A 24,146-nucleotide genomic window follows, 5' to 3' on the forward strand; every position below is an offset into this window, starting at 1 on the left:
GCCGTTTTCTGCCCATGCCCCGTTCCAGCCAGCTGCTCCACCCTCCCCTTTCCACCGTCACGCCCCGCCTTGCGGCCACCGTGCTGCTGTTCCGTGACGGGCCGGAGGGCCCCGAGGTGCTGATGACCCGCCGCTCGGGACAGGCCGGATTCGCGGCCAGCCTGTATGTCTTTCCCGGCGGTGCGGTGGAAAGCGCCGACGAGGCGGCCAGCGAAGCCCCCGATGGGGCCCGCTTCCGCGACGACCAGCAGGGCGAGGCCCGGGTCTGGGCCCTGGCGGCACTGCGCGAGAGCTACGAGGAAGTGGGGGTGCTGCTGGCCCACCGCGCCGACGGCTCCCCCGCCACGCAGGCGGATGTCACGGCGCTCGAAGCCGCCATCGGCCGGCGCAGCGATGCCGCCACCTTCCATGCCGCCTGCGTCTCGCTGGGGCTGCACCCCGCCGCCGATGCGGTGCGCGTGCTCGCCCGCTGGCTGGCGCCCCTGGATCTGCCCAAGCGCTTCGACACCCCGTTTCTGGTGGCGCGCATGCCCCGTGACCAGACCCCGCACGCCGACGCCCACGAGCAGGTCGACATCCGCTGGGTCCGCCCGGCCGAGGCCGTGGCACTGCATGCGCAGGGGCAGTTCCCGATGATGTTTCCCACGGTCCGCACGCTGGAGCGCCTGGCGGCGCAGCCGTCGGTGGATGCGATGCTCGACGCCTGTGCCGCTGGCCACCCTCTGTGGCAATACTGCCCGCGCGGCGCCCTGGATGCGGCTGGACACGAGGTGCGGCTGGTCAACGAGGATCTCGCCTACGGGGAGCTGGGGCTGGTGACGCCCTACGGGCAGGTAGCCCACAGCATCGTCTGGCAGCATGAACACCCGGTGCCCCTGCTACGCAACGTGCTGCGGCTGACGGCGCCCAACGCCGGCGTGATGACCGGCCCCGGCACCAACACCTATCTGGTGGGCACGGCCGCGAGCGGGTTTGCGGTGATCGACCCGGGGCCCGCTGACGGCGAGCACCTGGGCCGCATCCTGGCAGCCACGGGCGGCGATGTGCGCTTCATCGTGTGCACCCATTCGCATCCGGATCACAGCCCCGGCGCCTTTGTGCTGCAGACACTGAGCGCGGCGCGTGCCGGCGCTCACCACCGCCCCCCGGTGCTGGGGCTGCACCACGGCCCCCACGCCCGGCTCGACAGCCACTTCGTGCCCGACGAGGAGCTGACCGACGGCGCCGCACTGGTGCTGTACGAACCCGACGGCACCACCCACACCCTGACGGCGCTGCACACCCCGGGGCACACGGCCAACCACGTGTGTCTGGCGCTGGAGGAAGATGGCCTGCTGTTCAGCGGCGACCACATCCTCAACGGCAGCACCACCATCGTCGATCCGCCCGATGGGGCCATGGGGGACTACCTCGCCTCGCTCGAACGGCTCGACGCGGCCTGCGTCCGCCACGGGCTGGAATTCATCCTGCCCGCGCACGGCTATGCCATGCAGCACGCCCGGGCCGTCATCGCAGGGCTGCGGGCGCACCGCCTGGCCCGCGAGGCTCGGGTGCTCGCCGCCATGCAGGGGTCGCCCTCCGGCTCGCTCGACGACTGGGTGGCCCATGCCTACTCCGACACGCCCGCCACGCTGTGGCCGCTGGCACGCCGCTCGCTGCTCGCGCATGTGGAACACCTGCGCATGACCGGACGGGCACCTTCGGCCTGACACGCACAGAGCCCCGCAGAGACGCAGAGCGGGCGACAGGTTCAGATGCGCGTATGGATGTCGGCCTCTTCGGGCTCGGCCGCCGGCGCATCGAGCGCGGCGCGCAAGGCCGCGTGCTCGCGCAGCCAGGGCGACAGGGGAGCGAGCCGAATGCGCTCCCGCGACAGCAGCTCGCCCATCCAGTCGGAGGCGAGCACATGGAACTCGACCACCCGGGCCGTGGCGATGGGATCGGCCGGCACGGCATCCACGGCAGGATGGCACATCAGCACATCCCCCGCCTCGGCATGCACGAGCCAGTCGCGCAGCAGGCGCTGGTAGGCGTCCACGCCGCCCGAGAAGTCGTACACCCCGGCCAGCGCATGGCTCATGGGAAAGCCTTGCCGCCGCGCCATGGCCTGCAGCGGCACCGACCCGAGTGCCGCGATCACCCAGGCCTTGAACCGGTTGCCCACCCCTCCGCTGGGGGTCGCCAGCGGCTGGGTGTGGCGCAGCCAGGGCCGCTCGCCGGGCGCGTAGTGCATGGCAAGCACCTCCAGGAGTGCATCGCGCACCTGCGGCAGCTGGTGCACATGCTGGTGGCCATCCACATACGCCGGTGGCCGGCGCAGGGTGGACTCGAAGGCGTCGAGCTGCCGCGCGATCTCGCGCCGCAGCAGGCGGCCATCGAGCCGGGCGCCGTAGCTGGCCAGAATCAGTTGGCGCAGCGGCCGGCGCGGCAGGAGGCCGGGGCGTGTCTGCGGTTCGGTGAGGTCGAGATGCAGCCCCACGTCGAGCGTGGCCGCAGGCACCTGGCGCAGCGCGGCCGCGCCCTCGGTCCATGCCACGCCGTCGACCATGGCGCTGGTGGCCCCGATCCGGCCCCGATCCACGAGCGCCAGCACCGCCTGGTTGATGGCGGGATGCAGCCCAAAATCGTCGACGCACAGGCACACCCTGCGCGACACAGGCATCGAATCGGGGGAAAGGGGCTGGGCAGAAGCAGTCATGCAGGCAAATCGGCGGGCGGTACTGCGGCCCATTGTGGCACGGGCTGCCGGCGGCGGGCCGACTACAATGGCGGCCATGCCCGCCCTGCCCCCTCCCCTGCGCTTCATCATCACCGGCTGCGCAGCTGCGGCCGTGCATTTTGCGGTGGTGAAACTGCTGGTGGACGGCACCGGCATGCGCCCGCTGGTGGCCAATGTGCTCGGCTGGCTCACGGCCTTCGGCGTGTCGTTCGGAGGGCACTACGTCTGGACCTTCGCCCATCAGCAGACACACTGGCGGCACGCACTGCCGCGTTTCTTTCTGCTGTCGGCCTCGGGCTTTGCCCTCAACGAGCTGGCCTATGCGTTCGCACTGCGCTATTCGCCGTGGCGCTATGACGTGCTGCTCGCGCTGGTGCTGGTGGGCGTGGCCGTCGGCACCTACGTGCTCAGCAAGCTCTGGGCCTTCCGGGGCACGGCCTCCTGATCGCAGGGGGCGACCCTTCGTCCCCTGCATATTCCTCCCCGCCGGTCGCGCCCCTATTGCCAGGTCACGCCCGGAGGCAGCTCGTCGGGCAGATCGGGCTGCGCCGTATTGGCTCCGGTGAGATCGGCCACGCTGGCACGCTGGCGGCGGCGCGGCAGTCCCAGACCGGCCTCCTCGGCCACGATGTAGACGGGACGGCGCTTGACCTCCTCGAAGATGCGGCCGATGTATTCGCCCAGCATGCCCAGAAAGATCATCTGCAGCCCCGAGAACAGCAGGATGCACACGATGAGCGTGCTCCAGCCCGACACCCGGTTGCCCCACATGAAGTAGTCGAACACCACCCAGGCTCCGTAGAGGAAAGCCACCACGGCCGACAGCACGCCCGTGCCCGTCACCACCCGCAGCGGCCAGGTGGAAAAGGCGGTGAGCCCGTCGAGCGCGAGGTTGAGCAGCCGCCACTTGCTGTAGTGGGTTCGGCCGGCATGCCGCTCCTGCGGGGTGTAGGGCAGCGCCACGTGGCGGAATCCCGCCCAGGCATAGAGCCCCTTCATGAAGCGGTTGCGCTCGGGCAGACGGCGCAGTGCGGCCACCACCCGGCGGTCCATGAGCCGGAAATCGCCCGCATCGGGCGGGATGCGGAAGCGTGCCCCCCGGTTGACCATGCCATAGAAGAGCCGCGTTCCGAGACGCTTGAAGAGTCCCTCGTCCTGGCGGTTGCGGCGCACGGCATACACCACCTCGGCGCCCTCGTACCAGTGCTGCAGCATCTGGCCGATGAGATCCGGGCTGTGCTGCAGGTCGGCGTCCATGAGAATGACGGCATCGCCCCGGGCCGCATCGAGCCCGGCGGTGAGCGCGGCCTCCTTGCCGAAGTTGCGCGACAGGTCGAGCGCCCGCAGCGGTGCATGGATCTCGCACAGCCCGGCGAGCACGGTCGAGGTGTCGTCCGCGCTGCCGTCGTTGACCACGATGATCTCGAACGGATGGCCGGTGGCTTCGAGCGCCTGCGCCACCAGCGGCACCAGCCGGGGCAGGTTCTCGGCCTCGTTGTAGGCCGGCACGATGCAGGAGATGGTCTGGCGCCGGACGGCAGCCTCGCGTGCAGAGGCAGAAAGGGAGGAAGGAGTAGCGGTGGGCATGGTCGGACGCCGGCAGGAAAAACGGAATCGCATGACGGTCACAGGGACCGACCGGTCCGGGCCTGCACGCAGGAATGCACCCGGGGCACCCGCACGGGCACCAGCCAGTCACGGGCCTCCAGGCCCTGCATCATAGCGCAGGGCAGCCCCCGGGGAGGGTCGGTGGAATCACGGTCCACGTCACCGAAGGGATACTGCCGCCCGGCTGTCTCACCGTGCCAGTCACCGCCTGCACCGGCTTGGTGACCGGGTGGGAGTCCTGCGTCAGCTCCGCGTGGGCCTCCTCGGCCGAGGCGCTGCGCGGCGTGTTGTCCCACTGGCGGTCACCCGTCTCGATGAGCACGGCGCCGCAGCGGGCCACGCGGTCTCGCGGCACCCAGACACTCCAGGTGTAGTTGTTGCCGATGAGTACGAGGGGGCGCTCGGGCAGCTGCAGCGCCAGGGCACCAGCCACCCCGCTGTCACCGATGAGCACAGCCACCGGATGTCCCAGCGCCTGCCGGGCCGGGCCGGCCAGGGCCGCCGCCACCCGGGGCGCATCGAAGGTGCGCCAGTGCCTGCTGCGCAGCCGCTCGGGGCCGAAGGAAGAGGTGAGCACCGTGTGCGTCAGCAGCAGCACCTGCAGCACCACGAAGCTGCGCATCACGGCCGGCTGGGCCAGCACGGCGCTCCAGTTCACCCCACGCCAGCACAGCATCACGGCCGGCACCAGGAGCGGCAGGTAGGCCACGCCCCAGTGCAGCTGCAGGTCGCTGCCCAGCACCAGCCCCATGCATTCCATCAGCCCCAGCGGCAACGCCCCCCACAGCAGCAGAAAGACGCGCGCCCGCGCCAGGGCATCGTCCCCGGCAGGCTCGGCACCTTCCTGGACGGTGACCATCTGTCGTGGCGCCTCGGCCGAACGGGTCCGGCGCCAGCGCCAGACGCCGATGCCGAGCAGCAGCCACGCCCCCAGCGCCCGGTTGAAGAGCTGGTCGGCCAGCCAGCGCAGGCTCTCGCCCACGCTGCGCCAGCCATAGGCCGTGGCCGCGACCGACGTGCTCAGCGCATAGTCCATCGCTTCGCCGTGCGAACGCACCAGCCACAGCACATGGGGCACGAACACCAGAGCCGACACCCCGCCAGCCAGCAGCAGCCCGCGCAGCTGCTCCGGCCTGCGCCAGGAGCGCTCATGCAGCGCGAAGGCGATCAGGCTCAGCACGCTCAGGCCGATCTGGTACTTGCCCAGCGCCGTGATGCCCAGCGCAAGCCCGAGCAGCAGCCACCAGCCCAGGCGCCGCCCCGTCCCGCCGAAGGCCTGCCACGCACAGGCCGCGCTGGCCACCGTGCCCAGCAGCAGCACCGTGTTGTGGTTGTAGTAGTACAGGCGTCCGGCATAGAAGGTGATGCACAGCACCGCGAGCAGGGCCAGCGTGGCAAGGCGGCTGCCCGCCATGTCCCGCAGCATCCGCCACAGCAGCCCCAGCGCCAGCAGGGTGACCACGGTGCCCAGCACATAGGTCACCCAGCCGTTCAGCCCGAACAGCTGCACCCAGGGCCAGAGCAGCGCCGTGGGCAGCGGGGGATGCTTGTAGTAGCCCCACTGCAGCAAGCGCACCCAGTCGAGCTGCTCGATGTTGTCCATGGGCGGCACCAGCGCCGTGCCCCCCAGCACAGCCAGCCACGCCAGCCCGAACACCAAGAGCAGAACCGCCACCTGCAGACCCGACACGGATGGCTGCGGCGGAACAGCATCATGGAATGAAAGGGAAGAATCGGAAGAAGAAGGGGCGGCCCCAGCCGGAATAGGAAGACCGGCCGTTCCTGCCCCACCGGGGACTGCCATGCGCAACCTCGATGCCGGGAAAGCAGCCGCGTCAGGCCGCTCCGGGAACAACAAACCGTTCCGCCCCCTCGGGCCCGGAACGGGAAAAAAGAAAAAACGAAGAAGTGAAGCCCGCCGATAAGCCGGATTCTGTGCACGCGAGTTGCCCCGCGCGTGACCGCCATTCATCTGGGCCGGGGGTCACCCCACCGGCTCGGTGCTGCCTACCCGCCAGCTCTGCGGAACCACATCGACGCTGGCCTACTTGGCATTGCTGCGCGCAGAGATTGCCCGTTTCACCCCGGGCCGAAGCCCGGACTCGTCTCTGTTGCTCTGATCCTCACCTTGCGCCTTGCGGCCTTCGGTGGAGAGGTGTTACCTCCTGCGCTGTCCTGTGCAGTCCGGACGTTCCTCCAGTGCCGTGTTTCCACGATGGCACCAGCGGCGGTCTGGCGGGCTTCACGGCGGCAGATTATCCCTCAGCGCGTGACAAAACGATAGGCCTGTGCCATCATCATTTGCTTTGCCCTGCCCGATCGACACGGGCCGCATTGCCATGATCCGACTCTCCGAAATCCGTCTTCCCCTCGACGCGGACGACGCCGCGCTCCGCGACGCTGCCGCTGCCGTGCTCGCCCTGCCTGCCACGGCCCTTGCCACCGTGCAGGTGCACAAGCGCAGCTTCGACGCGCGCAAGAAGCACCTGCAGAAGGTCTACATCCTCGACGTGGCCCTCGCGGCCGACAGCCCCGAGGACGAGGCCACGGTGCTGGCCCGCCTTGCCTCTCATGCGCACGTGCAGCCCACTCCCGACATGACGTGGCACATGCCCGTGACGGCGCCGGCCGCGCTGCAGGACCGGCCGGTGGTGGTGGGCTTCGGCCCCTGCGGCATGCTCGCCGCGCTGTGTCTGGCCCAGATGGGCCTGCGCCCCATCGTGCTCGAACGCGGCCGGACCGTGCGCCAGCGCACGCAGGACACCTGGGGACTGTGGCGCCGCCAGGAGCTCACGCCCGAGAGCAACGTACAGTTCGGCGAAGGCGGCGCCGGCACCTTCAGCGACGGCAAGCTCTACAGCCAGATCAAGGACCCGCGCCACCTCGGCCGCAAGGTGATGGAGGAATTCGTCCGCGCCGGAGCTCCCGAGGACATTCTCTACGTCGCCCGCCCCCACATCGGCACCTTCCGGCTCGTCAAGGTGGTGGAGAACATCCGCCACGACATCGAGCGCCTCGGCGGCGAAATCCGGTTCGAGCAGCGCGTCACCGGCCTCGTGACCGCTGCCGACGGCAGCCTGCGTGCCCTGCAGGTGCTCGACGCATCCACGGGCAGTGCCTATGAGCTGCCCGCACGGCAGGCCGTCATGGCCCTGGGCCACAGCGCACGCGACACCTTCACCATGCTCCACGAGCAGGGCGTGCCCATGCATGCCAAGCCCTTCTCGGTCGGCTTCCGCATCGAACATCCCCAGGGCCTCATCGACCGCGCCCGCTGGGGCGTGCATGCCGGCCATCCGCTGCTCGGTGCCGCCGACTACAAGCTGGTCCATCACGCCGCCAACGGCCGCGCCGTCTATAGCTTCTGCATGTGTCCCGGCGGCACCGTGGTGGCCGCCACCAGCGAACCGGGCCGCGTGGTCACCAACGGCATGAGCCAGTACAGCCGCGCCGAGCGCAATGCCAACGCCGGCATGGTCGTCGGCATCACCCCGGCCGACTTTCCCGTGCTGCGCACCGACATCCCGGCCCACGAGGCTCTGGCACAGGCCGAAGCCCTGCCCGCTTCCGTGCTGGAGCGCGATGGCGTGGGCGATGCCCGCACGCCCGCCCACCCGCTTGCCGGCATTGCGCTGCAGCGCATTCTGGAAAGCCAGGCCTACGTGCTCGGAGGCAGCTGCTACAAGGCCCCGGCCCAGACCGTGGGGGACTTTCTGGCCCAGCGCCCGTCCACCCGTCTCGGCGAGGTGTCCCCTTCGTACCGTCCGGGCGTGACGCTCACCGACCTGACCCACGCCCTGCCCGCCTATGCCACCGAGGCCATGCGCGAGGCCCTGCCGGCCTTCGGTCGCAAGATCCGGGACTACGACTGGGCCGATGCCATGCTCACCGGCGTGGAAACCCGCACCTCCTCGCCCCTGCATATCGACCGCGATGCCACTACCCTGGAAAGTCCCGGCCTGCCCGGCCTCTATCCCGCGGGCGAAGGGGCCGGCTACGCCGGCGGCATCCTGTCCGCCGCAGTCGACGGCATCAAGGTCGCCGAGGCCGTGGCCCGTGCGGCCGTGGCCCTGCCAGCCGCCTGAGAGCGCCCGTGCCGCACTGGCAAGGTTGGGGGCCTTGTCCTAGAATGCGGCTTTTTTCAGCATTACCCCCGGTTTTCCGAGCCATGGCACAACATACCCTCCTGAGCGGCAAGATTCACCGCGCCACCGTCACCCACTGCGAGCTGCACTACGAAGGCTCCTGCGCAATCGACGAGAACCTGCTGGAAGCCTCCGGCATCCATGAGTTCGAGCAGATCGACATCTGGAACGTGGACAACGGCGAACGCCTGACCACCTATGCCATCAAGGCCGAACGCGGCAGCGGCATCATCTCCCTCAACGGCTCGGCCGCACGCCGCGCTGCCGTGGGCGATCTGGTCATCATTGCGGCCTTCGTGCAGCTCGACTCCTCCGAGATCGCCGGCCACGAGCCGAGCCTGGTCTTCGTGAACGAGCGCAACCAGCAAGTCGAGCTGCGCCACCACATCCCCACGCAGCAGGCCTGACCCTGCCCCCGCCGCGCCGGGCTTGCAGGGCACCCCGGCACGGCGCATGATCTCCCTGCGGGAACGCCCCCGCTCCCCTGGAGAATCGTGATGCTGCATCCCCTGCGCCATCTGACAGGCTCCCTGCTGCTGTGCACGGTCCTGCCCCTGGCATCCCCCGCACAGGCCCGCCCGGCCCTGACCGTATCCAGCCCCGATCTGCACCCCGGTGGCACACTGCCGCTGCGGCAGGTCTATCGTGGCCACGGGTGCACCGGCGCCAACCTCTCCCCTGCCCTGCAGTGGGCGCATGCGCCTGCCGGCACCCGGAGCTACGCCATCACCCTGCACGATCCCGATGCCCCCCATCCCGGCGGCTGGTGGCACTGGGTGGTGTACGACCTCCCGGCTGCGACGACCTCGCTGCCCGAAGGAGCCGGACGGGCGGATGCAGCCCTGCTGCCTCGCGGAGCCCACCAGGGCCGCAACGATTTCGGCAGTGCCGACTACGGCGGGGCCTGCCCGCCCCCGGGCGACCATCCTCACCGCTATGTGCTCACGGTTCATGCGCTGGATGTGGCCTCGCTCGGGCTGCCGGCGGGAGCGCCTGCTGCCTCGGTCGCCGATGCCATTCGGTCCCACCAGATCGCCAGCGGCCAGCTGGTCACCACCTTCGCACGGCGCTGATCCCCCACCTCCAGACGCAGCCACAGCCCGCCGCGCTCAGGCGCCGCCGAATGTGCGCGAGACCTGCAGGGCTTCGGACAGCGTGCGTGCCACAGCCACCCCGCTGTGCTGTGCCAGGCGCTTGCGCAGGCGCAGCACGTAGCCGTCCTTGCTCAGCAAGAGGGCGCGATGGGCCACGGCCAGGTCGATGAAGCACTGGTCGTCGGCATCCTTGCAGATGGCGTGGCAGCGCGGTGCCGGAGGCTGCAGGTGCGCATGGGCATCCCACTGGGCCAGCACGCCGGCAGCCTCGCGTCCATGCCAGGCCATGCGCGGCGCGATCTGGGCATAGGCCAGCACCCGTTCGAGCTCGTCGCGCATGCGGGGCACGGCGATCCAGTGAAGCTGCCCGGCGGCCAGGGCCTCGCGCAGGGGAACCACCGCCGCATCGTCGAAGACGAACAGATCGAGCACGATGTTGGTGTCGATGACGATGGGCCGGGGAGCTGCCTGATCCGGCCGCTCCTGCAGGTGTGACACGTCCATGCAGGGGCCTCAGAATCCCGGCAGCGGCCCGGGGCCGCCTTCGGCCAGGGCGTAGTGTCCGTTGTGGAGCCGGTACAGCACGGTCTGCTGCACACGCCGACGCTCGCCGGGACGGGGCGACACCATTCCCCGATAGCGGATGGAGAAGTCGGCCGAGGCTCCCTCGCGCGAGATGGGACTGGCCTCGCCATGCAGGGCATAGCAGGTATGGCCGTCTGCGGTGCCCGGCGTTCCCCCCCCAGAAGCTGCACCGGATGCCGCCCCGGACGCTGCAGATGCCGCCGATGCTGCAGCGGACAAAGCGCCGGCGCCGGCGGCACTGGCGGCTTCGTCTGCCCGCGCCATGGCGGCCTGCAGCAGGGGCGGCGCGATGACGGTGGGAATCTGCCCGCGCGCATCGGCCAGCCGGCGATGGCAGTCTGGCCAGGCCTGCACGTTGCTGCCCGAGAGCTGCAGGCGCAGCGCCTCGCCCATGCCTGCGAGCTCCAGCCGATAGCCCTGCAGCCACTGGCTGCAGACCCGGGCCGTGCACACCACGGGCTCGAAGGTCATCAGATACAGATTGGGAGCAACCTTGTAGATCTGGCTGTCACCCGCCGTACCAGCCTGTCCGAGCTGGTCGACGGCGGGCTGAAAGCGGCTGATGGCCCACTTCTCGATCATGGCGGCGCCGTTGTCGGCGTCCGAGGCCGGGCGGGCTGCCACGCGCCGGAAATACACCACGCCCAGATAGGCGGGCGTGCGGGTGCCATACCGAAGTTCGCCGGCGGCATCGACCGGAGCGGATTCCAGCACCAGCGCGGCATTGTCTTCGTTGATGCGCACCACTTCACGTGGACGCACCCGCACGGCCATGCGCTGGGGCGGGGCGACGACGCCCGCTGCCCCCGCATCGGGGCCGGAAGCCGACAGGGAGGCCGAGGCTGCCCTTGCCGCGCCCGCATCGGCGCGGGCCGAATGGGCCGCGGGCTGCGACGCGGCAGCTGCAGGCAGTCCCGCATCCTGCGCACGGGCCCAGACGGGGGCCGGCAGCGTCAGTTCGGCACGCCAGTACACGTCCTTGCGGCCGATGATCTGCTGGTCGCTGCCGAAGGCGGCGTCCATCAGCTCGGCGGGCTTGAGACCGGGGGCCACTCCATTGCGCGGAGCCGCCCCTGCATCGGTCGTGTCGGAAGCGGAATGGCATGCCACTAGCGCAGCCACTGCCACCAGGGCGGCAGCCGCCCCCTGCAGGGCCAGCCGGGTGCGGCGCGACCACGAAGCCCACCCGCGGGTGGGCCTGGTCTGGTCGACCTGCGTCCGGTCCGGTCCCTGCGCACGGATCATGGCCGGGGGCTCCCGGGGTCTGCCGCAGGAGGCTGCCCTTCGGCCCCGGTGCCGGGGCGGCGGCGCGCCACCGAACCGGCCACCAGATCGAAGCGGAACAGCCGGCATTCGATCGGGCCGTTCCACATGGGAATCTTGCGCGACTCCTGCAGCCGCATGCGGCGCGGCAGGGTCCGGTCGGGCGTGAGCATCCAGGCCGTCCAGCCGGTGAAGTGGTGCTTCCAGTGGCTCGCGAGTCGGGCAAAGAAGTCGTCCTGCCCTTCGTCGGCACGGCCATCGACCACGGCGCTTTCGCGCCCTCCGACCGCTGCACTGCGCCCGCGCAGGCCGAGCGTGCCGGCCATGCGGGGCACATCCTGCACCCGGTGCACGCGGTAGGCACGCTGCTCGGCCCGTTCGCCGGCCACCCCGGCAGCCGCAATGCGCTCGCCATAGGGCGGATTGACCAGCAGCAGCCCCGGCACCTCCGTGGGCGGCATGCGCTGCAGGGCATCGCCGCCGCGCAGCTGCAGGGCATGGGCCACGCCGGCACGCGCCGCATTGCGCTGCGCGAAGTCCACCATGCGGTGGGCGACATCGCTGCCGAACACGGTCACTTCGGCGGGCCGCACCTCGGCCGCACGGGCCTGCTCGCGCAGCGTCTGCCACACATGGGCCTGATGGGGCAGCAGCCGCTCGAAACCGAAGCGGCGCTGCAGCCCCGGCGCCATGTGACAGGCCATCTGGGCCGCCTCGATGGCAATGGTGCCGCTGCCGCAGCAGGGGTCGTACAGGGGCACGCCGGCATCGGGCTGCCAGCCGGAGGCCGCGATCATGGCGGCGGCCAGGGTTTCCTTGAGCGGGGCATCGCCCTTGTCCTCGCGCCAGCCGCGCTTGAACAGCGGCTCGCCGGAGGTGTCGATGTAGAGCGCCACCCGATCCTGCGTCAGGTGGGCATAGATGCGCACATGCGGCTGTCGGGTGTCGACGCTGGGGCGGTCGCCGCTGCGGGCACGGAAGCGGTCGGCCACGGCGTCCTTGATGCGCAGGGTGGCGAAGTTGAGGCTGCGCAGCGGGCTGTGCTGGGACGTCACGTCCACCCGGAAGGTGTGCGTGGGCGCCATCCAGATCTCCCATGGCACGGTGCTGGCGGCCTCGTAGAGGTCCTGCTCGGTCGCATAGGGCGAGCGCGAGAGCTGCACCAGCACCCGCTGGGCGAGCCGGCTGTGCAGGTTGAGCTGCAGCATGGCACGCCAGCTGCCCCGCACGAGCACTCCGGCACGCAGCGCCTGCACGGCTCCTGCGGGAAGTTCCGTGATGCGAGACACCTCCTCTGCCAGCCAGGACTCGACTCCGGCCGCACAGGGCAAAAACAGCTGCAGATCATTCATGGGCGACACCATAACAGAGTCTGACTGTTTTCTGGCAGACATGTGTCAAAGGACCTGCAACATGCGTTCCCTTGTGTCACTGGCGCACACTCCAGGGCGCAGGGCGGGGGTGTCCTGCCCCTTGCGCATGGGGCATGCAAAGCACCGGAACACCGAACCACCGGCTCCATCCCATGGACCGGAGGGCGCAGGCTCAGTCCGGCCAGGCCACCCGCCGCACGGCCTGCGCGGCGTCGATTTCGGCACGGATGGTGTCGAGCACCTGCTGGCGGCCGTCGCGGTAGAACAGGTTGTAGGTCTCGAAGGGAATCATGCGCCCGTCGGGGCGGGCCATGTGGATGCAGCTCTTCTTGAGCGCGCGGATGTCGAGCGACTGCGCGTCCATGAACTGCACGATCAGCACGCGGAATACGTTGCGATACCCCAGCGCCCGGGCATCCACCCCGGCGGCGGCCACCTGGGGCAGGCAGCACATGAGGGAACCCAGGCAGTCGGCCTGCGATTCGGGCGAGTGCTGGGTCGAGAACAGGCGGAAGACCTGGTCCTTGAGGGATTCGTCACGCTCGAACACGATGGTGTTGCCGCTGCCCTCGACCAGCGTGCGCGGATCGACGTAGCGGGTGAGCGGCTGCAGCCGGTCGCCCACGCGCAGGGCATAGGCCATGGCCAGGGTGTCGGGGTTGCAGGGCACGGGCACGATGTCCTCGGGGGTGAAGAGCCCCGTCTGCTCGACGATGCGGCGGCGGATCTCGCTCACGGTAAGGCGGTGCTGCGCGGGATCGTAGCCTTCGCAGCGCCCGGCGTCCTGCACCGGCTGCAGGGTGACGCCGCGCACGCACGACAGCCCCTGGGCAAAGCGGATCACATCGCCGATCTCGTGATCGTTGACGCCGCGCTTGACCGTCATCACGAGCGTGGTGGAAATGTCGAGAGCCTCCAGCCGGGCCAGGGCGTCCTGGCGGATGCGGCGCAGGTCGGCACCGCGCAGATCCATGAGCGCCTCGCGACCGAACGCATCGAACTGCAGGTAGACCTCCAGCGCGTGCGGGCCATAGCTGGCCAGCCGCTCGGCAAAGGCGGCATCCTGGGCAATGCGCAGGCCATTGGTGTTGATCATCAGATGCCGAATGGGACGGGCCCGGGCGGCATCGAGAATCTCGAAGAACTGGGGATGCAGCGTAGGCTCGCCACCGCTGATCTGCACCACGTCGGCCTCGCCCTCGCTGGCGACCACCGCGTCGAGCATGGCTTCGACCTCCTGCAGGCTGCGGTGCGTGAGCCGCTCGGGGCCACTGCTGGCGTAGCAGGTGGGGCAGCGCAGGTTGCAGTGGTCGGTGATCTCGACGATGGACAGGCAGGAATGCTGCATGTGGTCGGGGCACAGCCCGCAGTCGTAGGGACAGCCGTAGTGCATGTCCGTTTCGAACCGCTGGGGCATTTCCGGGTGCTTGACGAAGACCTCGCGCCCGAGCCGGTAGTACGCCACATCGTCGCTCATCAGCACCCGCTCGGTGCCGTGCACGGGGCACCACTTGTCCATGTAGACCCGGTCATCCTTGAACAGAATCTTGGCCTCCACCGGCCGCAGGCAGGTGCTGCACACGCTGCTGGTGGTGTCATAGAACATGTAGGGACGATTCTTGCGCATGGCGGAGGGATCCTGATGGGTCATGGCCCTGCCGGGCCGGTGACGTGACGAAAGAAAGAACAAGGAAAAAGCGGACGCAAGAGGGGCATCGCTCCCTCACGGGGCCGGCCCGGAAGCGGGGCGGAAGACGGCCAGCCCGTGCGGCGCCTCGCTGAAGGTCGGGGCGGCCGGATAGCGTGCCGCCCAGGCAGCAGCCTGCTGGCGATAGCGCCGCACAAGCCCGCGCCGCAGCTTTTGGCCGGCAGGAGAAAGCGCCGCTGAACGGGGCGTGGCAGCCGGGGCTTCCGGCAGGCCCTGCACTTCCCGCAGGGCCTGCACGCAGGGTGCCGTGCCATCGGGCCGTCCATCCGCGTCGGGTAGCAGCGACGCCGCACTGCTCCGGCAGGCGGATGGGGACACCCACTGCCGATCCTCGGTCGGTCCCGAGGCCGGACACCGCGCATGGTGCCAGGCCTTCCATGCCCCGGCCAGATCCAGCACGGGGCCGGCACTGCGCTCGGGCAACCCGCTGGCACGCGCCTGCAGGGCAGTGCCCACGCGGGCGGCCATGTCGACCGGGCCAGCGGACGCCTTCCCCGCCTCCGGCAGCACGCAGCCCTGCTGCATGGCCTGTGCGGCTTCCGCAAAGCCGGGGAAACCGTCTTTCCAGGTGGCTGCCTCTGTGTCCGTGGCTCCCTCGACCAGCAGCTCGGCCTGTCGGTAGGCGGCATAGGCATGGCCCTGTGCCGCCAGCTCATGCAGATACCCGAGCGCCTCCTGTCGATCGGCCCTCCGGGTGGACCAGTCGTGTCCGTCGTCTTGCGAGAGCAGGTGCTCGGCCAGGGCCAGACGCACCTGCGCATCGCCCTGCCGCGCCTGCTGGCGCAAGGCATCGGTCTGGGTCTTCCAGGCCACCTGCCGCTGATGCAGGGCGCGTGCCGAGGCTGCGGATTGAATCGAGCCCACCACCGTCATGGTGACGCACCCCGAACCTCCCACCACGAGCGCGCACAGGCCTCCCAGCGTCAGCAGACGCCATGACACGGGCCGTGCGGCACGCCACGTCTGCACACGGCAGACCAGCACCTTGCGTACGTTCATGAATGGTTCCCTTTCTGCGCAAAACGGGCCGTCCCTGCGGCACACCGACGCGCATCGCGCCAGGCCAGTGCGGCCATGACCAGCAGCCCGCAGGCACAGACCCACTGGATGCCGCTCCAGCCCCAGGCGTAGGCATAGGGCACCGGCTTGATGCCATCCACCGCCAGACGCCACAGCAGGTAGCCCGCCATCAGCAGCCGGAATCCCCGTCCCGGCTCGGCTGCCAGCGCCGGGCGCCACCGCTGCCAGGCCCAGAGCGCGCCCAGTGCGAGCAGCATCTCGTAGAGCTGCGTGGGGTGCCGGGGAATGCCATCGCCGAAATCCACTCCCCAGGGCAGCCCGGTCGGCACGCCATAGGTATCGTCATACAGGCCTGCCAGAAAGCAGCCCAGCCGGCCGATGACCACACCCAGCAGGATGGGAGCCACGAAATCATCGCCCGTGCGCACCGTGATGCCGGCCGCACGCTTGGCCAGCTCCACACCGATCCAGCCCCCCAGCAGCCCGCCTACGATGCTCTGCCCGGCAGCCAGATAGTGCAGAGGATGGGTCACCTGTGCGGCCAGCTGGGGCTGTTCGATCCAGAACACCAGCTTGTTGCCCACGGCGGCCCCCAGCAGGCAGCCCACCGCCAGGCGGAAGCCCTCGCCCTGCAGCAGGGAACCCTGCTGGCGCTGCCGCCGCTCCCGGCGGTAGAGCCAGGCCCCTGCGGCCAGGGCCAGCCATTCGAGCAGGCCATGCACCAGCAGGGCGGTCTCAGGATTGCGGATCGTCATCATGGGAAGTCGTCTGCGCCGCAGCGTTGTGGTGGACGGCAGGGGGAAGGGTCGGGCGGCCGCGTGACCGCAGAAGCCCGCGAATGGCAGCCATGGCTGCCCAGGCCACCGCACCCGCCAGCAGAGCCCCGAGCAGAAGCGTCCAGGGCACCACGTCTCGTGTTTCCCCCGCTGCAATGAACATGGCTCCGCAGGTGCCCAGGCCCACCATCAGGGCCGCACTGCCCAGCAGCACCCAGGCGGAAGCCAGTACCCCGAGCCACCGCAGCACGGTCAGCAGCATCGACAACCCCTCCGATCCCTCCGGCTTGCGGGGGGCAGGCGTGTGGTCAGGCATGGAAAGGCTCCTTTGCAGAAGGCAGGGGAAAACCGCAGGGGAAATGAGAAAATGCCGGCAATCGGGCATGCAGCATGCCGGCCCCGGTGAACCGGAAGGCGGCATGAAGCAGAAAGTATACTTTCACGATACCCGGCAGCCTATTGGACGCTCCCATGTCTTCCACCCTCTGCCCACTCTGCGGCCATCCCAACCAGTGCGCCATGGCCTCCGGCCAGGATGCAGCCACCTGCTGGTGCATGCAGCGCCCTGCCCCCGATGCGGCCCGGCTGCGCGCGGCGCTGCCCGCAGGCACGCCCCGGAGCTGCCTCTGCCCCCGCTGCCTTGCTGCCCTCGCGGCAGCAGATCCCCTGCCACCGACGGACTCCAACGCCTCGCCGCACTGAGCAGCCCTTTTCTCCCTTTCCCTTTCCGCCTTCCTGCCATGTGCCAACTGCTTGGAATGAACTGCAACACGCCCACGGACATCACGTTCAGCTTCAGCGGCTTTGCGCAGCGGGCGGGTGTGACGGACCACCACAGCGATGGGTGGGGCATTGCCTTCTTCGAGGGGCACGGCGACGCGGACGCAGGCGCCTTCGACAAGGGGCTGCGCCACTTTGTGGACCACGCTCCGGCCAGCACCTCGCCGGTGGCGCGGCTCATACGCGAGTACCCCATCAAGAGCCGGCATGTGATCGCCCATATCCGCAAGGCCACGCAGGGCGTGGTGGCGCTGGAGAACTGCCACCCCTTCGTGCGGGAGCTGTGGGGACACTACTGGGTGTTTGCCCACAACGGCAATCTGGCCGATTACCACCCCCACCTGCACAGCCATTTCCAGCCCGTGGGCGACACCGACAGCGAACGCGCCTTCTGCTGGATCATGCAGGAGATATCCAAGTCGCACGCCTGCATGCCGCCCGTGGAGGAGCTCAACCACACCCTGCGCGAGCTGCTGCCGCGCATCGCGCGCCACGGCACCTTCAACATGCTGCTGTCGAACGGCGCGGCCCTGTGGGCCCATGCCACCACCGACCTGCACTACGTGGTGCGGCAGTATCCGTTTGCCACGGCCGAGCTCAAGGATGAAGACCTCGCCATCGACTTCGCACGCTGCACCACGCCCCGCGACCGCGTGGCCGTGATTGCCACCCAGCCGCTCACCGTCAACGAGCAATGGACCCGTTTTGCCCCGGGCGAGCTGCGCGCCTTCGTCGACGGTGCGCCCCTGTCCGCCTGAGGTCTGCGGGTCTGCGGCCCTGCCGCTCCGTATCAGAGCACGCCGCGGATGGCGCGCTGTCCCTGAGGAGGCAGCCATCCCCCGCGCAGTCCGGCCGATGCCTCCACCTGCCCGTCTGCGTGCATCACCACGAAATCGCGCACGCCCCACTGAGCCAGTTGCCGGGCTGCCGCGCGCGGGCCGGCCACCATGGCCGCCGTGCCCAGTCCGTTGACCTGCTCGGCGCGTGCCCCCACCAGCGTCACCCCATGGACGCCCTGGGTGGAGCGTCCCGTGGCGGGGTCGATGATGTGGTGCAGGCGCGTGCGACCCAGGTCGATGTAGCGTTCATAGTCCCCGGAAGAGGCCACCACTCCTTCGCGCAGCGGGACCATGGCCAGCAGGCGATCGGGGTGGGCGGCATCGCGGATGCCGATTCTCCAGGGCTGCCCGTCGGACCGCGCCGTGGCGAGCACATCGCCGCCGCCATTGATCATCACCCCATGCAGTCCCATGGCCTGCAGGCGCGCCACCCCGACCTGAAGAATCGGCAGCTTGGCTACCCCGCCCAGATCCAGCCGCGCCTGGGCATCGACCAGACGCGCCGTCTGCCGCTGTCGGTCCAGCACAAGGGCCTGCGGGCGCGCATGGGGCAGCAGGCGCCGCAGCTGTGCGGCATCGAGCAGGCCCCTGCCGGGATCGATCTGGGAGGTGAAAGCCCCCAGGGCAGGATCGAAGCGCCCCCCGGTTCGCTGGGCCAGCGCCTGTGCCTGCACGAGCACCCGCATCAGATCCCGCGTGACCGGCACCGCCGTCCCGCGTCCGGCCAGAGCATTGATGCGGCTGACCTGGCTGTGCGGGTCGAAGCGGCTCATCACGGCTTCGAGCCTCTGCATCTCGTCAAGTGCAGCCTGGACCTGACGCTGCACCTGCGGAGTGGGTCCGGCCTCCACCACCACGTCCACCAGGGTCCCCATGAGCGGCCGGCGCACACGGTATGGCGCGCTGCCCGCCTGCACAGGCAGGCAGACCAGGGGAGCCAGGGCCATGCCGGCTCCCAGCAGCAGCTGCCGACGCGACAGCGCAGGGGCTGCGGCCGATGGGGAAAAGACTGTATCGAGATGCATGGAAAATGCTCCTCAGGAGAATGAGGCAGGACGCGCAGATCATTATGTATTCATAAAATACATAATGATGAATTGATTATCAAGGCAGCACACAGCCTGCTGAAAAACCCTTTTGACCAGCCCTGCAGTGTACGCATGCGGTCTTGAACCGCGTGTGTTTCACAGAGAAAGAAAATGCCTGCACGTTCTCTGCTTGATTGCAGTCAAGCGGCGGGCATCCACTCAAAAATCCCCCCTTCCGGAGCGCCATGGGCCGCATTACGATGCCTTGGCTTCATTCAAATGGCATGCGGAGTCCATGTCACTCCACAGCCTGCGGTGACCATTTTCCATTTTGCAAGGAGCGTTCAAATGAGCCACACTTCCGATACCCATGATCAGCCTCTGTCTTCCGGGATCGGCCGGCGCCGATTCCTGAATTCCGCTGCCGTGCTGGGCGCGGCGGGGGTGGGGCTCGTGGCCTGCAAGGAGGATCGGACGGCCGGAGGCGGCGCCGCATCGGCTGCGGGCGGCAAGGCGGCTTCCGGCGCAGACGCGGCGCGCGGCAATGTCGGAGGAGCGGGCTCGGTGGACATCAAGCCCGGCCAGCTCGACACCCACTACGGCATCTGGAGCAGCGGGCACACCGGCGATGTGCGCGTGCTCGGCATTCCGTCCGGCAGGGAGCTGCTGCGCATTCCGTGCTTTGTGCCGGATGCGCTGATCGGCTGGGGCATCACCAACGAGTCCAAGGCCGTCATGGGCACCAATCCCGATGGCTCGCTCAAGTACCACGTGGGCGACACGCACCATGTGCATGGTTCCTACAAGGACGGGGTATACGACGGCAAATATGTATGGATCAATGACAAGATCAATGCCCGGCTCGCCCGTATCCGGCTCGATTACATGGTGTGCGACAAAATCACCAAACTGCCGAATGTGCAGGGTTTTCACGGCATATTCCCGGACAAGCGGGATCCTGTCGATCCAAAAATCAATTACACCACCCGTGTATTCTGCGGCCAGGAGTTTCATGTTCCCCTGCCGAACAATGGCAAGAACACGAATGACCCCAAGCAATACCACTGCCTTTTCACCTGTGTGGATTCCAACAGCATGAAAGTGAAATGGCAGGCGCGAATCGATGGAAACTGCGATCTGGTGGCCACCTCCTATGACGGCAAGCTCGCTGCCACCAATCAGTACAACACCGAAAATGGGGTGCATTATCAGGAAATGATGGCCGCCGAGCGCGACGCCTGCCTGTTCTTCCATATCGAGCGCATCGAGGCGGCCGTGAAAGCCGGCAAAACCACCACCCTGGGAGATTCCAAGGTTCCGGTGGTGGACTGCACGGTGGATGCCAACAAGGACCCCAAGACCGCCCTGTGCGTCCGGGTGTCCGTGCCCAAGAATCCGCACGGCGTCAATGCCTCGCCGGATGGCAAATACTTCATCTGCTCGGGCAAGCTCTCGCCCACCTGCACCGTCATCGAGCTGCAGAAGGTGCTGGACTGGTTCGACGGCAAGCTGGCCAGCCCCGACAAGGCCATCGTGGCCGAGCCGGAAGTCGGTCTCGGGCCATTGCACACCACGTTCGACGGCCGGGGCAACGCCTACACCACGCTTTTCCTCGACAGCCAGATCTGCAAGTGGAACATCGACAAGGCCATCAAGAAATACGCAGGCGACAAGACCATCAACCCCATCGTCGACAAGATCGACGTGATGTACCAGCCAGGCCACATCAGCGCCACGCATGGGGAGACCCGCGCAGCCGACGGGGTCTGGATGGCGGTGGGCAACAAGTTCTCCAAGGACCGTTTCCTGCCGGTGGGGCCCATGCACCCCGAGAACGACCAGCTGCTCGACATCACGGGCGACAAGATGATCCTCGCGCACGACAATGCCGTGCGTCCCGAGCCGCATGACTTCATCCTGTTCAAGCGCGACGTGCTGCACACCAAGCAGGTCTACGACATCAACGAGTTTCCCCTCGCCACCAAGGACCCCAAGGACACGGGGCTCAAGCGCGAAGGCCACAAGGTGACGGTCCGCATGACCTCGCAGGCGCCCACCTACAACCCGGCGGAGTTCAACGTCAAGGTCGGCGACGAACTGACCATCATTCTCACCAACATCGACAAGGTGGAGGATCTGACCCACGGGTTTGCCATCCCCGAATACAACATCCAGTTCCTGGTCAATCCGGGCGAGACGAAGTCGGTCACCTTCAAGATCGATAAGCCCGGGGTCTTCTGGTACTACTGCACCAACTTCTGCCACGCCCTCCACCTGGAAATGCGCGGGCGCATGCTGGTGGAAGGCTGATCGGCACGGCAGCAGCTCCGTGGGGCCCCGACAGAAGGTGTCCCACGCGCAGCAGCCCAGGGTACTACGGGTACGGGGCCGGTGCCAGCAGCGCATCCGGCCCTGTTCGTTTTGCGGAGTCACAGGCTCATTCGGCACCGGCTCCGGCGTCGGTGAGGGAGCCCTGTGGGCCTCCTCCGGCAGCAAGGATGGGACAGGAGTCACAACCATGACGTGGATGAATCGGATCCGCCATATCTGGCGCAGGGCATGGACGACCCTGGCACTCGCAGGCGTGGCCGCCCCGGTCATGGCCGGCGCTGCCGGCTCACAGGCCTACGAGGCGCATCTTCCCCCCGATCTGGCCACCGCGAGCGACCTGTGCGCGCGCGTGCCTTGCAAGGAGGTGTTCCCCGGGGCCACTTCCTTCTCGCTGCGCAAGGGGCAGCCGCCCTATGTCGAAGCCTATGGCGGCGCCGACGGCAGGCACAAGCTGGGGTATGTGATGCTGTCCACCGACATCACCGATACCCCTGCCTACTCCGGCAAACCGGTGGTCACGCTCATCGGCATGGACACTGCGGGCAGGTACGTGGGCATCAAGGTGCTCAAGCATTCCGAGCCCATCCTGCTGCTGGGCATCCCGGAATCCGCCCTGCTGCACTTCAACCAGCAGTATGTCGGGAAGTCGGTCAAGGACAAGATCGAAGTGGGGCAGTCGCGCCCCGACGAAGGCGTGCTGGGGGTGGATGCCATCTCCGGCGCCACCGTGACGGCCATTGCCCAGAACCAGGTCATCACCACGTCGGGCACCACTGTGGCCAAAGAGGCCGGCATCATCGCCCCGGTCGTGCGCCAGCCCGTGCGCTATGTGGATCCCCAGGCCGGCGCTGCGCTGCCCGACTGGTCGGCACTGGCCGCCCAGGGAGCCGTGCAGCGCATGGTGGTGCAGCCCGAGCAGGTGGGTCTGGAGCGCACCGGGGAGCCGTTCATCGAGCTGTGGTTCGGGACGCTGAATTCCCCCATCGTGGGCCCGGCCGTGCTGGGCGATGCCTCCTGGCGCTCGCTCATGGGACAGCTCAGGCCCGGCGAGAACGCGATCTTCATCATCCGCACCGCCGGCAAGGAATCCTTCAAGGGATCGGGCTTCGTGCGGGGGGGCATCTATGACCGCATCCAGGTCCGCCAGGACGGGGACACCTTCACCTTCCGCGACACGGACGCCATGAACCTCTACGGCATCGAGGCCAAGGGAGCGCCCGCATTCACCGAATCGGGCATCTTCATACTCCGCTCCAAGGCGTTTTCTCCCGCCTATCCGTGGAAGCTCACGTTCCTAGGCAACCGGGTGGACCGCGCCACGGGCACCAAGACGTTCACCAATTTCGACACCGAATACTGGCTGCCCGCAGCCTACATGGTGGGCGGCCACCCCACCATCACGCGCCCCGACCCCAGCTGGCTCAAGGTGTGGAAGCAGCGTGCCCCGCAGATTGGCCTGTTCGCTGCGCTGCTGCTGGCCGTGGCCGTGGTCTATGGCCTGCGCGAGCGTCTCACCCGCCGCGCCACGCACCGCAACAAGTGGCCAGTCAATCTGTTCAAGTACAGCTTCTGGATGATCTTCATCGTCTGGATAGGATTCGGCGCCATGGCCCAGCCCTCCGTGACGCAGGTGCTCACCTGGCTGCATTCGCTGCTGTTCAAGTGGGAATGGACGCTGTTCCTGAGCGATCCCTTCCTGTTCCTGTACTGGATCTTCATCTTCGTCACGATCTTCGTGTTCGGCCGCGGCCTGTTCTGCGGGTGGACCTGTCCCTTCGGCTCGATGCAGGAAGTCACGCACAAGGTGGCGGGGCGCCTCGGACTGGCCCGCTTCCAGTTCCAGGTGCCGCAGCGCTGGCATGACCGGCTCAAATGGGTGAAATATGCCGTGTTCTTCGGGCTGGTTGCCACCTCCCTGTTCTCGATGGGGCTGGCCGAGAAGCTCGCCGAGGTGGAACCCTTCAAGACCACGTTCCTGGTCGGCATCACCCACCGCAGCTGGCCCTATGTGACCTTCGTGCTCGCTATCTTTGCCCTGTCGCTGTTCATCGAGCGCCCCTACTGCAAATATGTCTGTCCGCTCGGGGCCTCGCTGGCCATGCCGAGCACCTTCCGCTGGTTCGGCCTCCGGCGCAAGGCCGACTGCAACAGCTGCAAGGCATGTGCCAAGGGGTGCGGCGCGCAGGCCATCAATGCGGCCGGCCAGATCGATCACCGCGAATGCCTGCACTGCCTCGACTGCATGGTGCTGTATACCGACGACACGGGCTGCCCCCCGCTGGCCCGGGAGCGCAAGCTGCGCGAACGCGAAGGCCAGCCTCTCACCGCCATCGGACGCGACGGGTACTTCATCCCCATCGTGCCGGTCGAGGAAGACCACGCCCAGCGGCACGCCCGCGAACTGCTGGGCACCGGCCCCGATCCCCGCTGGCCTACGCCACGGGTGCAGCCCCCCGTGGGCACCCTGCATGGCCTGCGCCGCCTGGCCGGCGAAGCCTTCGACCACCTGTGGCCGTTCAGCCGCAGCGGCTGGCAGACCGGTGCCGTGCTGCAGGCTGCGGGAGTGGCTGCGGCCATCGCAGCCACGCTGGTGTGGATTCTGGCCGCACGCGGCAGTGTGTCGCCCCTGGTGGTGATCGGCTGCTGGTTCGGATGGAGCGTGTTCGAGGTGCTTGTGCGCCTGCGCCAGAAGCGCTATGTGAAGGACGGCCCATGGTGGGGCCAGACCTATCGGCGCGCCAATGTCATGGACATGATCGCCTACGTCGGCTTCAAGAACCTGCTCATCGGTGCGGCCCTGTTCTGGATGCTGCGTGCAGGAGGCGTGCAATGGGTGTAGGCGCCGGAACCTGCAGCCTCCGTTCCCGCTCCAGCCGG

At 68.4% G+C, this 24,146-nt stretch carries 20 protein-coding genes and 1 other RNA gene; 9 read left to right on the forward strand and 12 right to left on the reverse strand.

What is annotated here, in order from left to right; translation table 11 throughout:
• Nucleotides 1–14: 14 nt before the first annotated feature.
• A complete protein-coding gene (locus ACE3P9_RS04335) occupies nucleotides 15–1,709 on the forward strand; it encodes an MBL fold metallo-hydrolase (RefSeq protein WP_374492039.1) in 1,695 nt (564 codons plus the stop codon).
• Nucleotides 1,710–1,750: 41 nt separating this feature from the next.
• On the opposite strand, the gene ACE3P9_RS04340 is transcribed toward ACE3P9_RS04335, so the two are convergent.
• Nucleotides 1,751–2,698 (reverse strand): ChbG/HpnK family deacetylase, encoded by a 948-nt coding sequence (locus ACE3P9_RS04340; protein WP_374492040.1) that lies wholly within the window; start codon nucleotides 2,696–2,698, stop codon nucleotides 1,751–1,753.
• A gap of 76 nt (nucleotides 2,699–2,774) precedes the next feature.
• Between ACE3P9_RS04340 and ACE3P9_RS04345 the strand changes: the two genes are divergently transcribed.
• Entirely contained in the window at nucleotides 2,775–3,164 is a 390-nt protein-coding gene (locus ACE3P9_RS04345; protein WP_374492041.1) for a GtrA family protein, read from the forward strand.
• Between the two features lie 53 nt (nucleotides 3,165–3,217).
• Here the strand turns inward: ACE3P9_RS04345 and ACE3P9_RS04350 are convergent, their stop codons facing one another.
• From ACE3P9_RS04350 to rnpB, 3 genes are all read right to left on the reverse strand, one after another.
• Nucleotides 3,218–4,339, reverse strand: coding sequence for a glycosyltransferase family 2 protein (locus ACE3P9_RS04350; RefSeq protein WP_374492042.1), 1,122 nt, complete (start codon nucleotides 4,337–4,339; stop codon nucleotides 3,218–3,220).
• 97 nt (nucleotides 4,340–4,436) lie between these two features.
• Entirely contained in the window at nucleotides 4,437–6,017 is a 1,581-nt protein-coding gene (locus ACE3P9_RS04355) for a glycosyltransferase family 39 protein (RefSeq protein ID WP_374492043.1), read from the reverse strand.
• Between the two features lie 216 nt (nucleotides 6,018–6,233).
• Nucleotides 6,234–6,571: RNase P RNA component class A (gene rnpB / locus ACE3P9_RS04360), an RNA gene on the reverse strand.
• A 95-nt stretch (nucleotides 6,572–6,666) separates the two neighbouring features.
• On the opposite strand from rnpB, the gene ACE3P9_RS04365 reads away from it, so the two are divergent.
• The 3 genes from ACE3P9_RS04365 (at nucleotide 6,667) to ACE3P9_RS04375 (ending at nucleotide 9,545) form a co-directional block, all read left to right on the forward strand.
• Entirely contained in the window at nucleotides 6,667–8,412 is a 1,746-nt protein-coding gene (locus tag ACE3P9_RS04365; protein WP_374492044.1) for an NAD(P)/FAD-dependent oxidoreductase, read from the forward strand.
• A gap of 83 nt (nucleotides 8,413–8,495) precedes the next feature.
• The gene (gene panD / locus ACE3P9_RS04370; protein ID WP_374492046.1) at nucleotides 8,496–8,879 is read left to right on the forward strand and encodes an aspartate 1-decarboxylase; all 384 of its coding nucleotides are present in this window, start codon (nucleotides 8,496–8,498) and stop codon (nucleotides 8,877–8,879) included.
• Between the two features lie 90 nt (nucleotides 8,880–8,969).
• Nucleotides 8,970–9,545 carry a YbhB/YbcL family Raf kinase inhibitor-like protein gene (locus ACE3P9_RS04375; protein WP_374492146.1) on the forward strand — a complete coding sequence of 192 codons (576 nt, stop codon included), beginning with the start codon at nucleotides 8,970–8,972 and terminating at the stop codon, nucleotides 9,543–9,545.
• A 36-nt stretch (nucleotides 9,546–9,581) separates the two neighbouring features.
• Here the strand turns inward: ACE3P9_RS04375 and ACE3P9_RS04380 are convergent, their stop codons facing one another.
• From ACE3P9_RS04380 to ACE3P9_RS04410, 7 genes are all read right to left on the reverse strand, one after another.
• On the reverse strand, nucleotides 9,582–10,070 hold the full coding sequence (locus ACE3P9_RS04380; RefSeq protein ID WP_374492048.1) for a putative toxin-antitoxin system toxin component, PIN family: 489 nt from the start codon (nucleotides 10,068–10,070) through the stop codon (nucleotides 9,582–9,584).
• 9 nt (nucleotides 10,071–10,079) lie between these two features.
• Nucleotides 10,080–11,396, reverse strand: a complete 1,317-nt coding sequence (locus ACE3P9_RS04385) for a hypothetical protein (protein WP_374492049.1) — start codon at nucleotides 11,394–11,396, stop codon at nucleotides 10,080–10,082.
• The gene (locus ACE3P9_RS04390; RefSeq protein WP_374492050.1) at nucleotides 11,393–12,766 is read right to left on the reverse strand and encodes a class I SAM-dependent RNA methyltransferase; all 1,374 of its coding nucleotides are present in this window, start codon (nucleotides 12,764–12,766) and stop codon (nucleotides 11,393–11,395) included. The genes ACE3P9_RS04385 and ACE3P9_RS04390 overlap by 4 nt, the downstream gene beginning before the upstream one ends.
• A gap of 193 nt (nucleotides 12,767–12,959) precedes the next feature.
• Entirely contained in the window at nucleotides 12,960–14,414 is a 1,455-nt protein-coding gene (locus tag ACE3P9_RS04395; protein ID WP_374492051.1) for a radical SAM protein, read from the reverse strand.
• A gap of 96 nt (nucleotides 14,415–14,510) precedes the next feature.
• A complete protein-coding gene (locus ACE3P9_RS04400; RefSeq protein ID WP_374492052.1) occupies nucleotides 14,511–15,494 on the reverse strand; it encodes a hypothetical protein in 984 nt (327 codons plus the stop codon).
• Complete coding sequence (locus tag ACE3P9_RS04405; RefSeq protein ID WP_374492053.1) at nucleotides 15,491–16,273, reverse strand: prolipoprotein diacylglyceryl transferase; 783 nt, start codon at nucleotides 16,271–16,273, stop codon at nucleotides 15,491–15,493. The genes ACE3P9_RS04400 and ACE3P9_RS04405 overlap by 4 nt, the downstream gene beginning before the upstream one ends.
• Nucleotides 16,251–16,607, reverse strand: a complete 357-nt coding sequence (locus ACE3P9_RS04410; RefSeq protein ID WP_374492055.1) for a hypothetical protein — start codon at nucleotides 16,605–16,607, stop codon at nucleotides 16,251–16,253. Before ACE3P9_RS04410 ends, ACE3P9_RS04405 begins: the two co-directional genes overlap by 23 nt.
• Before the next feature lie 155 nt (nucleotides 16,608–16,762).
• On the opposite strand from ACE3P9_RS04410, the gene ACE3P9_RS04415 reads away from it, so the two are divergent.
• Together ACE3P9_RS04415 and ACE3P9_RS04420 are read left to right on the forward strand one after the other, a co-directional pair.
• The gene (locus ACE3P9_RS04415) at nucleotides 16,763–16,993 is read left to right on the forward strand and encodes a cysteine-rich CWC family protein (protein ID WP_374492056.1); all 231 of its coding nucleotides are present in this window, start codon (nucleotides 16,763–16,765) and stop codon (nucleotides 16,991–16,993) included.
• A 38-nt stretch (nucleotides 16,994–17,031) separates the two neighbouring features.
• The gene (locus ACE3P9_RS04420; protein WP_374492057.1) at nucleotides 17,032–17,829 is read left to right on the forward strand and encodes a class II glutamine amidotransferase; all 798 of its coding nucleotides are present in this window, start codon (nucleotides 17,032–17,034) and stop codon (nucleotides 17,827–17,829) included.
• Between the two features lie 32 nt (nucleotides 17,830–17,861).
• On the opposite strand, the gene ACE3P9_RS04425 is transcribed toward ACE3P9_RS04420, so the two are convergent.
• On the reverse strand, nucleotides 17,862–18,935 hold the full coding sequence (locus ACE3P9_RS04425; RefSeq protein ID WP_374492058.1) for an FAD:protein FMN transferase: 1,074 nt from the start codon (nucleotides 18,933–18,935) through the stop codon (nucleotides 17,862–17,864).
• Between the two features lie 351 nt (nucleotides 18,936–19,286).
• Between ACE3P9_RS04425 and nosZ the strand changes: the two genes are divergently transcribed.
• Both nosZ and ACE3P9_RS04435 read left to right on the forward strand, forming a co-directional pair.
• On the forward strand, nucleotides 19,287–21,248 hold the full coding sequence (gene nosZ, locus ACE3P9_RS04430) for a TAT-dependent nitrous-oxide reductase (RefSeq protein WP_374492059.1): 1,962 nt from the start codon (nucleotides 19,287–19,289) through the stop codon (nucleotides 21,246–21,248).
• A gap of 208 nt (nucleotides 21,249–21,456) precedes the next feature.
• The gene (locus ACE3P9_RS04435) at nucleotides 21,457–24,108 is read left to right on the forward strand and encodes a 4Fe-4S binding protein (RefSeq protein WP_374492060.1); all 2,652 of its coding nucleotides are present in this window, start codon (nucleotides 21,457–21,459) and stop codon (nucleotides 24,106–24,108) included.
• The last annotated feature ends 38 nt before the right edge of the window (nucleotides 24,109–24,146 follow it).

The organism is Allobrachymonas sp. (genome assembly GCF_041912815.1).
In the GTDB taxonomy this organism is placed as follows: domain Bacteria; phylum Pseudomonadota; class Gammaproteobacteria; order Burkholderiales; family Burkholderiaceae_C; genus Brachymonas.

Bases quoted from the DNA above. Each gene is read 5' to 3' on its own strand.
- ACE3P9_RS04335 (WP_374492039.1), top strand. From the start codon at position 15: ATGCCCCGTTCCAGCCAGCTGCTCCACCCTCCCCTTTCCACCGTCACG.
- ACE3P9_RS04340 (WP_374492040.1), bottom strand. From the start codon at position 2,698: ATGACTGCTTCTGCCCAGCCCCTTTCCCCCGATTCGATGCCTGTGTCG.
- ACE3P9_RS04345 (WP_374492041.1), top strand. From the start codon at position 2,775: ATGCCCGCCCTGCCCCCTCCCCTGCGCTTCATCATCACCGGCTGCGCA.
- ACE3P9_RS04350 (WP_374492042.1), bottom strand. From the start codon at position 4,339: ATGCGATTCCGTTTTTCCTGCCGGCGTCCGACCATGCCCACCGCTACT.
- ACE3P9_RS04365 (WP_374492044.1), top strand. From the start codon at position 6,667: ATGATCCGACTCTCCGAAATCCGTCTTCCCCTCGACGCGGACGACGCC.
- panD (WP_374492046.1), top strand. From the start codon at position 8,496: ATGGCACAACATACCCTCCTGAGCGGCAAGATTCACCGCGCCACCGTC.
- ACE3P9_RS04375 (WP_374492146.1), top strand. From the start codon at position 8,970: ATGCTGCATCCCCTGCGCCATCTGACAGGCTCCCTGCTGCTGTGCACG.
- ACE3P9_RS04380 (WP_374492048.1), bottom strand. From the start codon at position 10,070: ATGGACGTGTCACACCTGCAGGAGCGGCCGGATCAGGCAGCTCCCCGG.
- ACE3P9_RS04385 (WP_374492049.1), bottom strand. From the start codon at position 11,396: ATGATCCGTGCGCAGGGACCGGACCGGACGCAGGTCGACCAGACCAGG.
- ACE3P9_RS04390 (WP_374492050.1), bottom strand. From the start codon at position 12,766: ATGAATGATCTGCAGCTGTTTTTGCCCTGTGCGGCCGGAGTCGAGTCC.
- ACE3P9_RS04395 (WP_374492051.1), bottom strand. From the start codon at position 14,414: ATGCGCAAGAATCGTCCCTACATGTTCTATGACACCACCAGCAGCGTG.
- ACE3P9_RS04400 (WP_374492052.1), bottom strand. From the start codon at position 15,494: ATGAACGTACGCAAGGTGCTGGTCTGCCGTGTGCAGACGTGGCGTGCC.
- ACE3P9_RS04405 (WP_374492053.1), bottom strand. From the start codon at position 16,273: ATGATGACGATCCGCAATCCTGAGACCGCCCTGCTGGTGCATGGCCTG.
- ACE3P9_RS04410 (WP_374492055.1), bottom strand. From the start codon at position 16,607: ATGCCTGACCACACGCCTGCCCCCCGCAAGCCGGAGGGATCGGAGGGG.
- ACE3P9_RS04415 (WP_374492056.1), top strand. From the start codon at position 16,763: ATGTCTTCCACCCTCTGCCCACTCTGCGGCCATCCCAACCAGTGCGCC.
- ACE3P9_RS04420 (WP_374492057.1), top strand. From the start codon at position 17,032: ATGTGCCAACTGCTTGGAATGAACTGCAACACGCCCACGGACATCACG.
- ACE3P9_RS04425 (WP_374492058.1), bottom strand. From the start codon at position 18,935: ATGCATCTCGATACAGTCTTTTCCCCATCGGCCGCAGCCCCTGCGCTG.
- nosZ (WP_374492059.1), top strand. From the start codon at position 19,287: ATGAGCCACACTTCCGATACCCATGATCAGCCTCTGTCTTCCGGGATC.
- ACE3P9_RS04435 (WP_374492060.1), top strand. From the start codon at position 21,457: ATGACGTGGATGAATCGGATCCGCCATATCTGGCGCAGGGCATGGACG.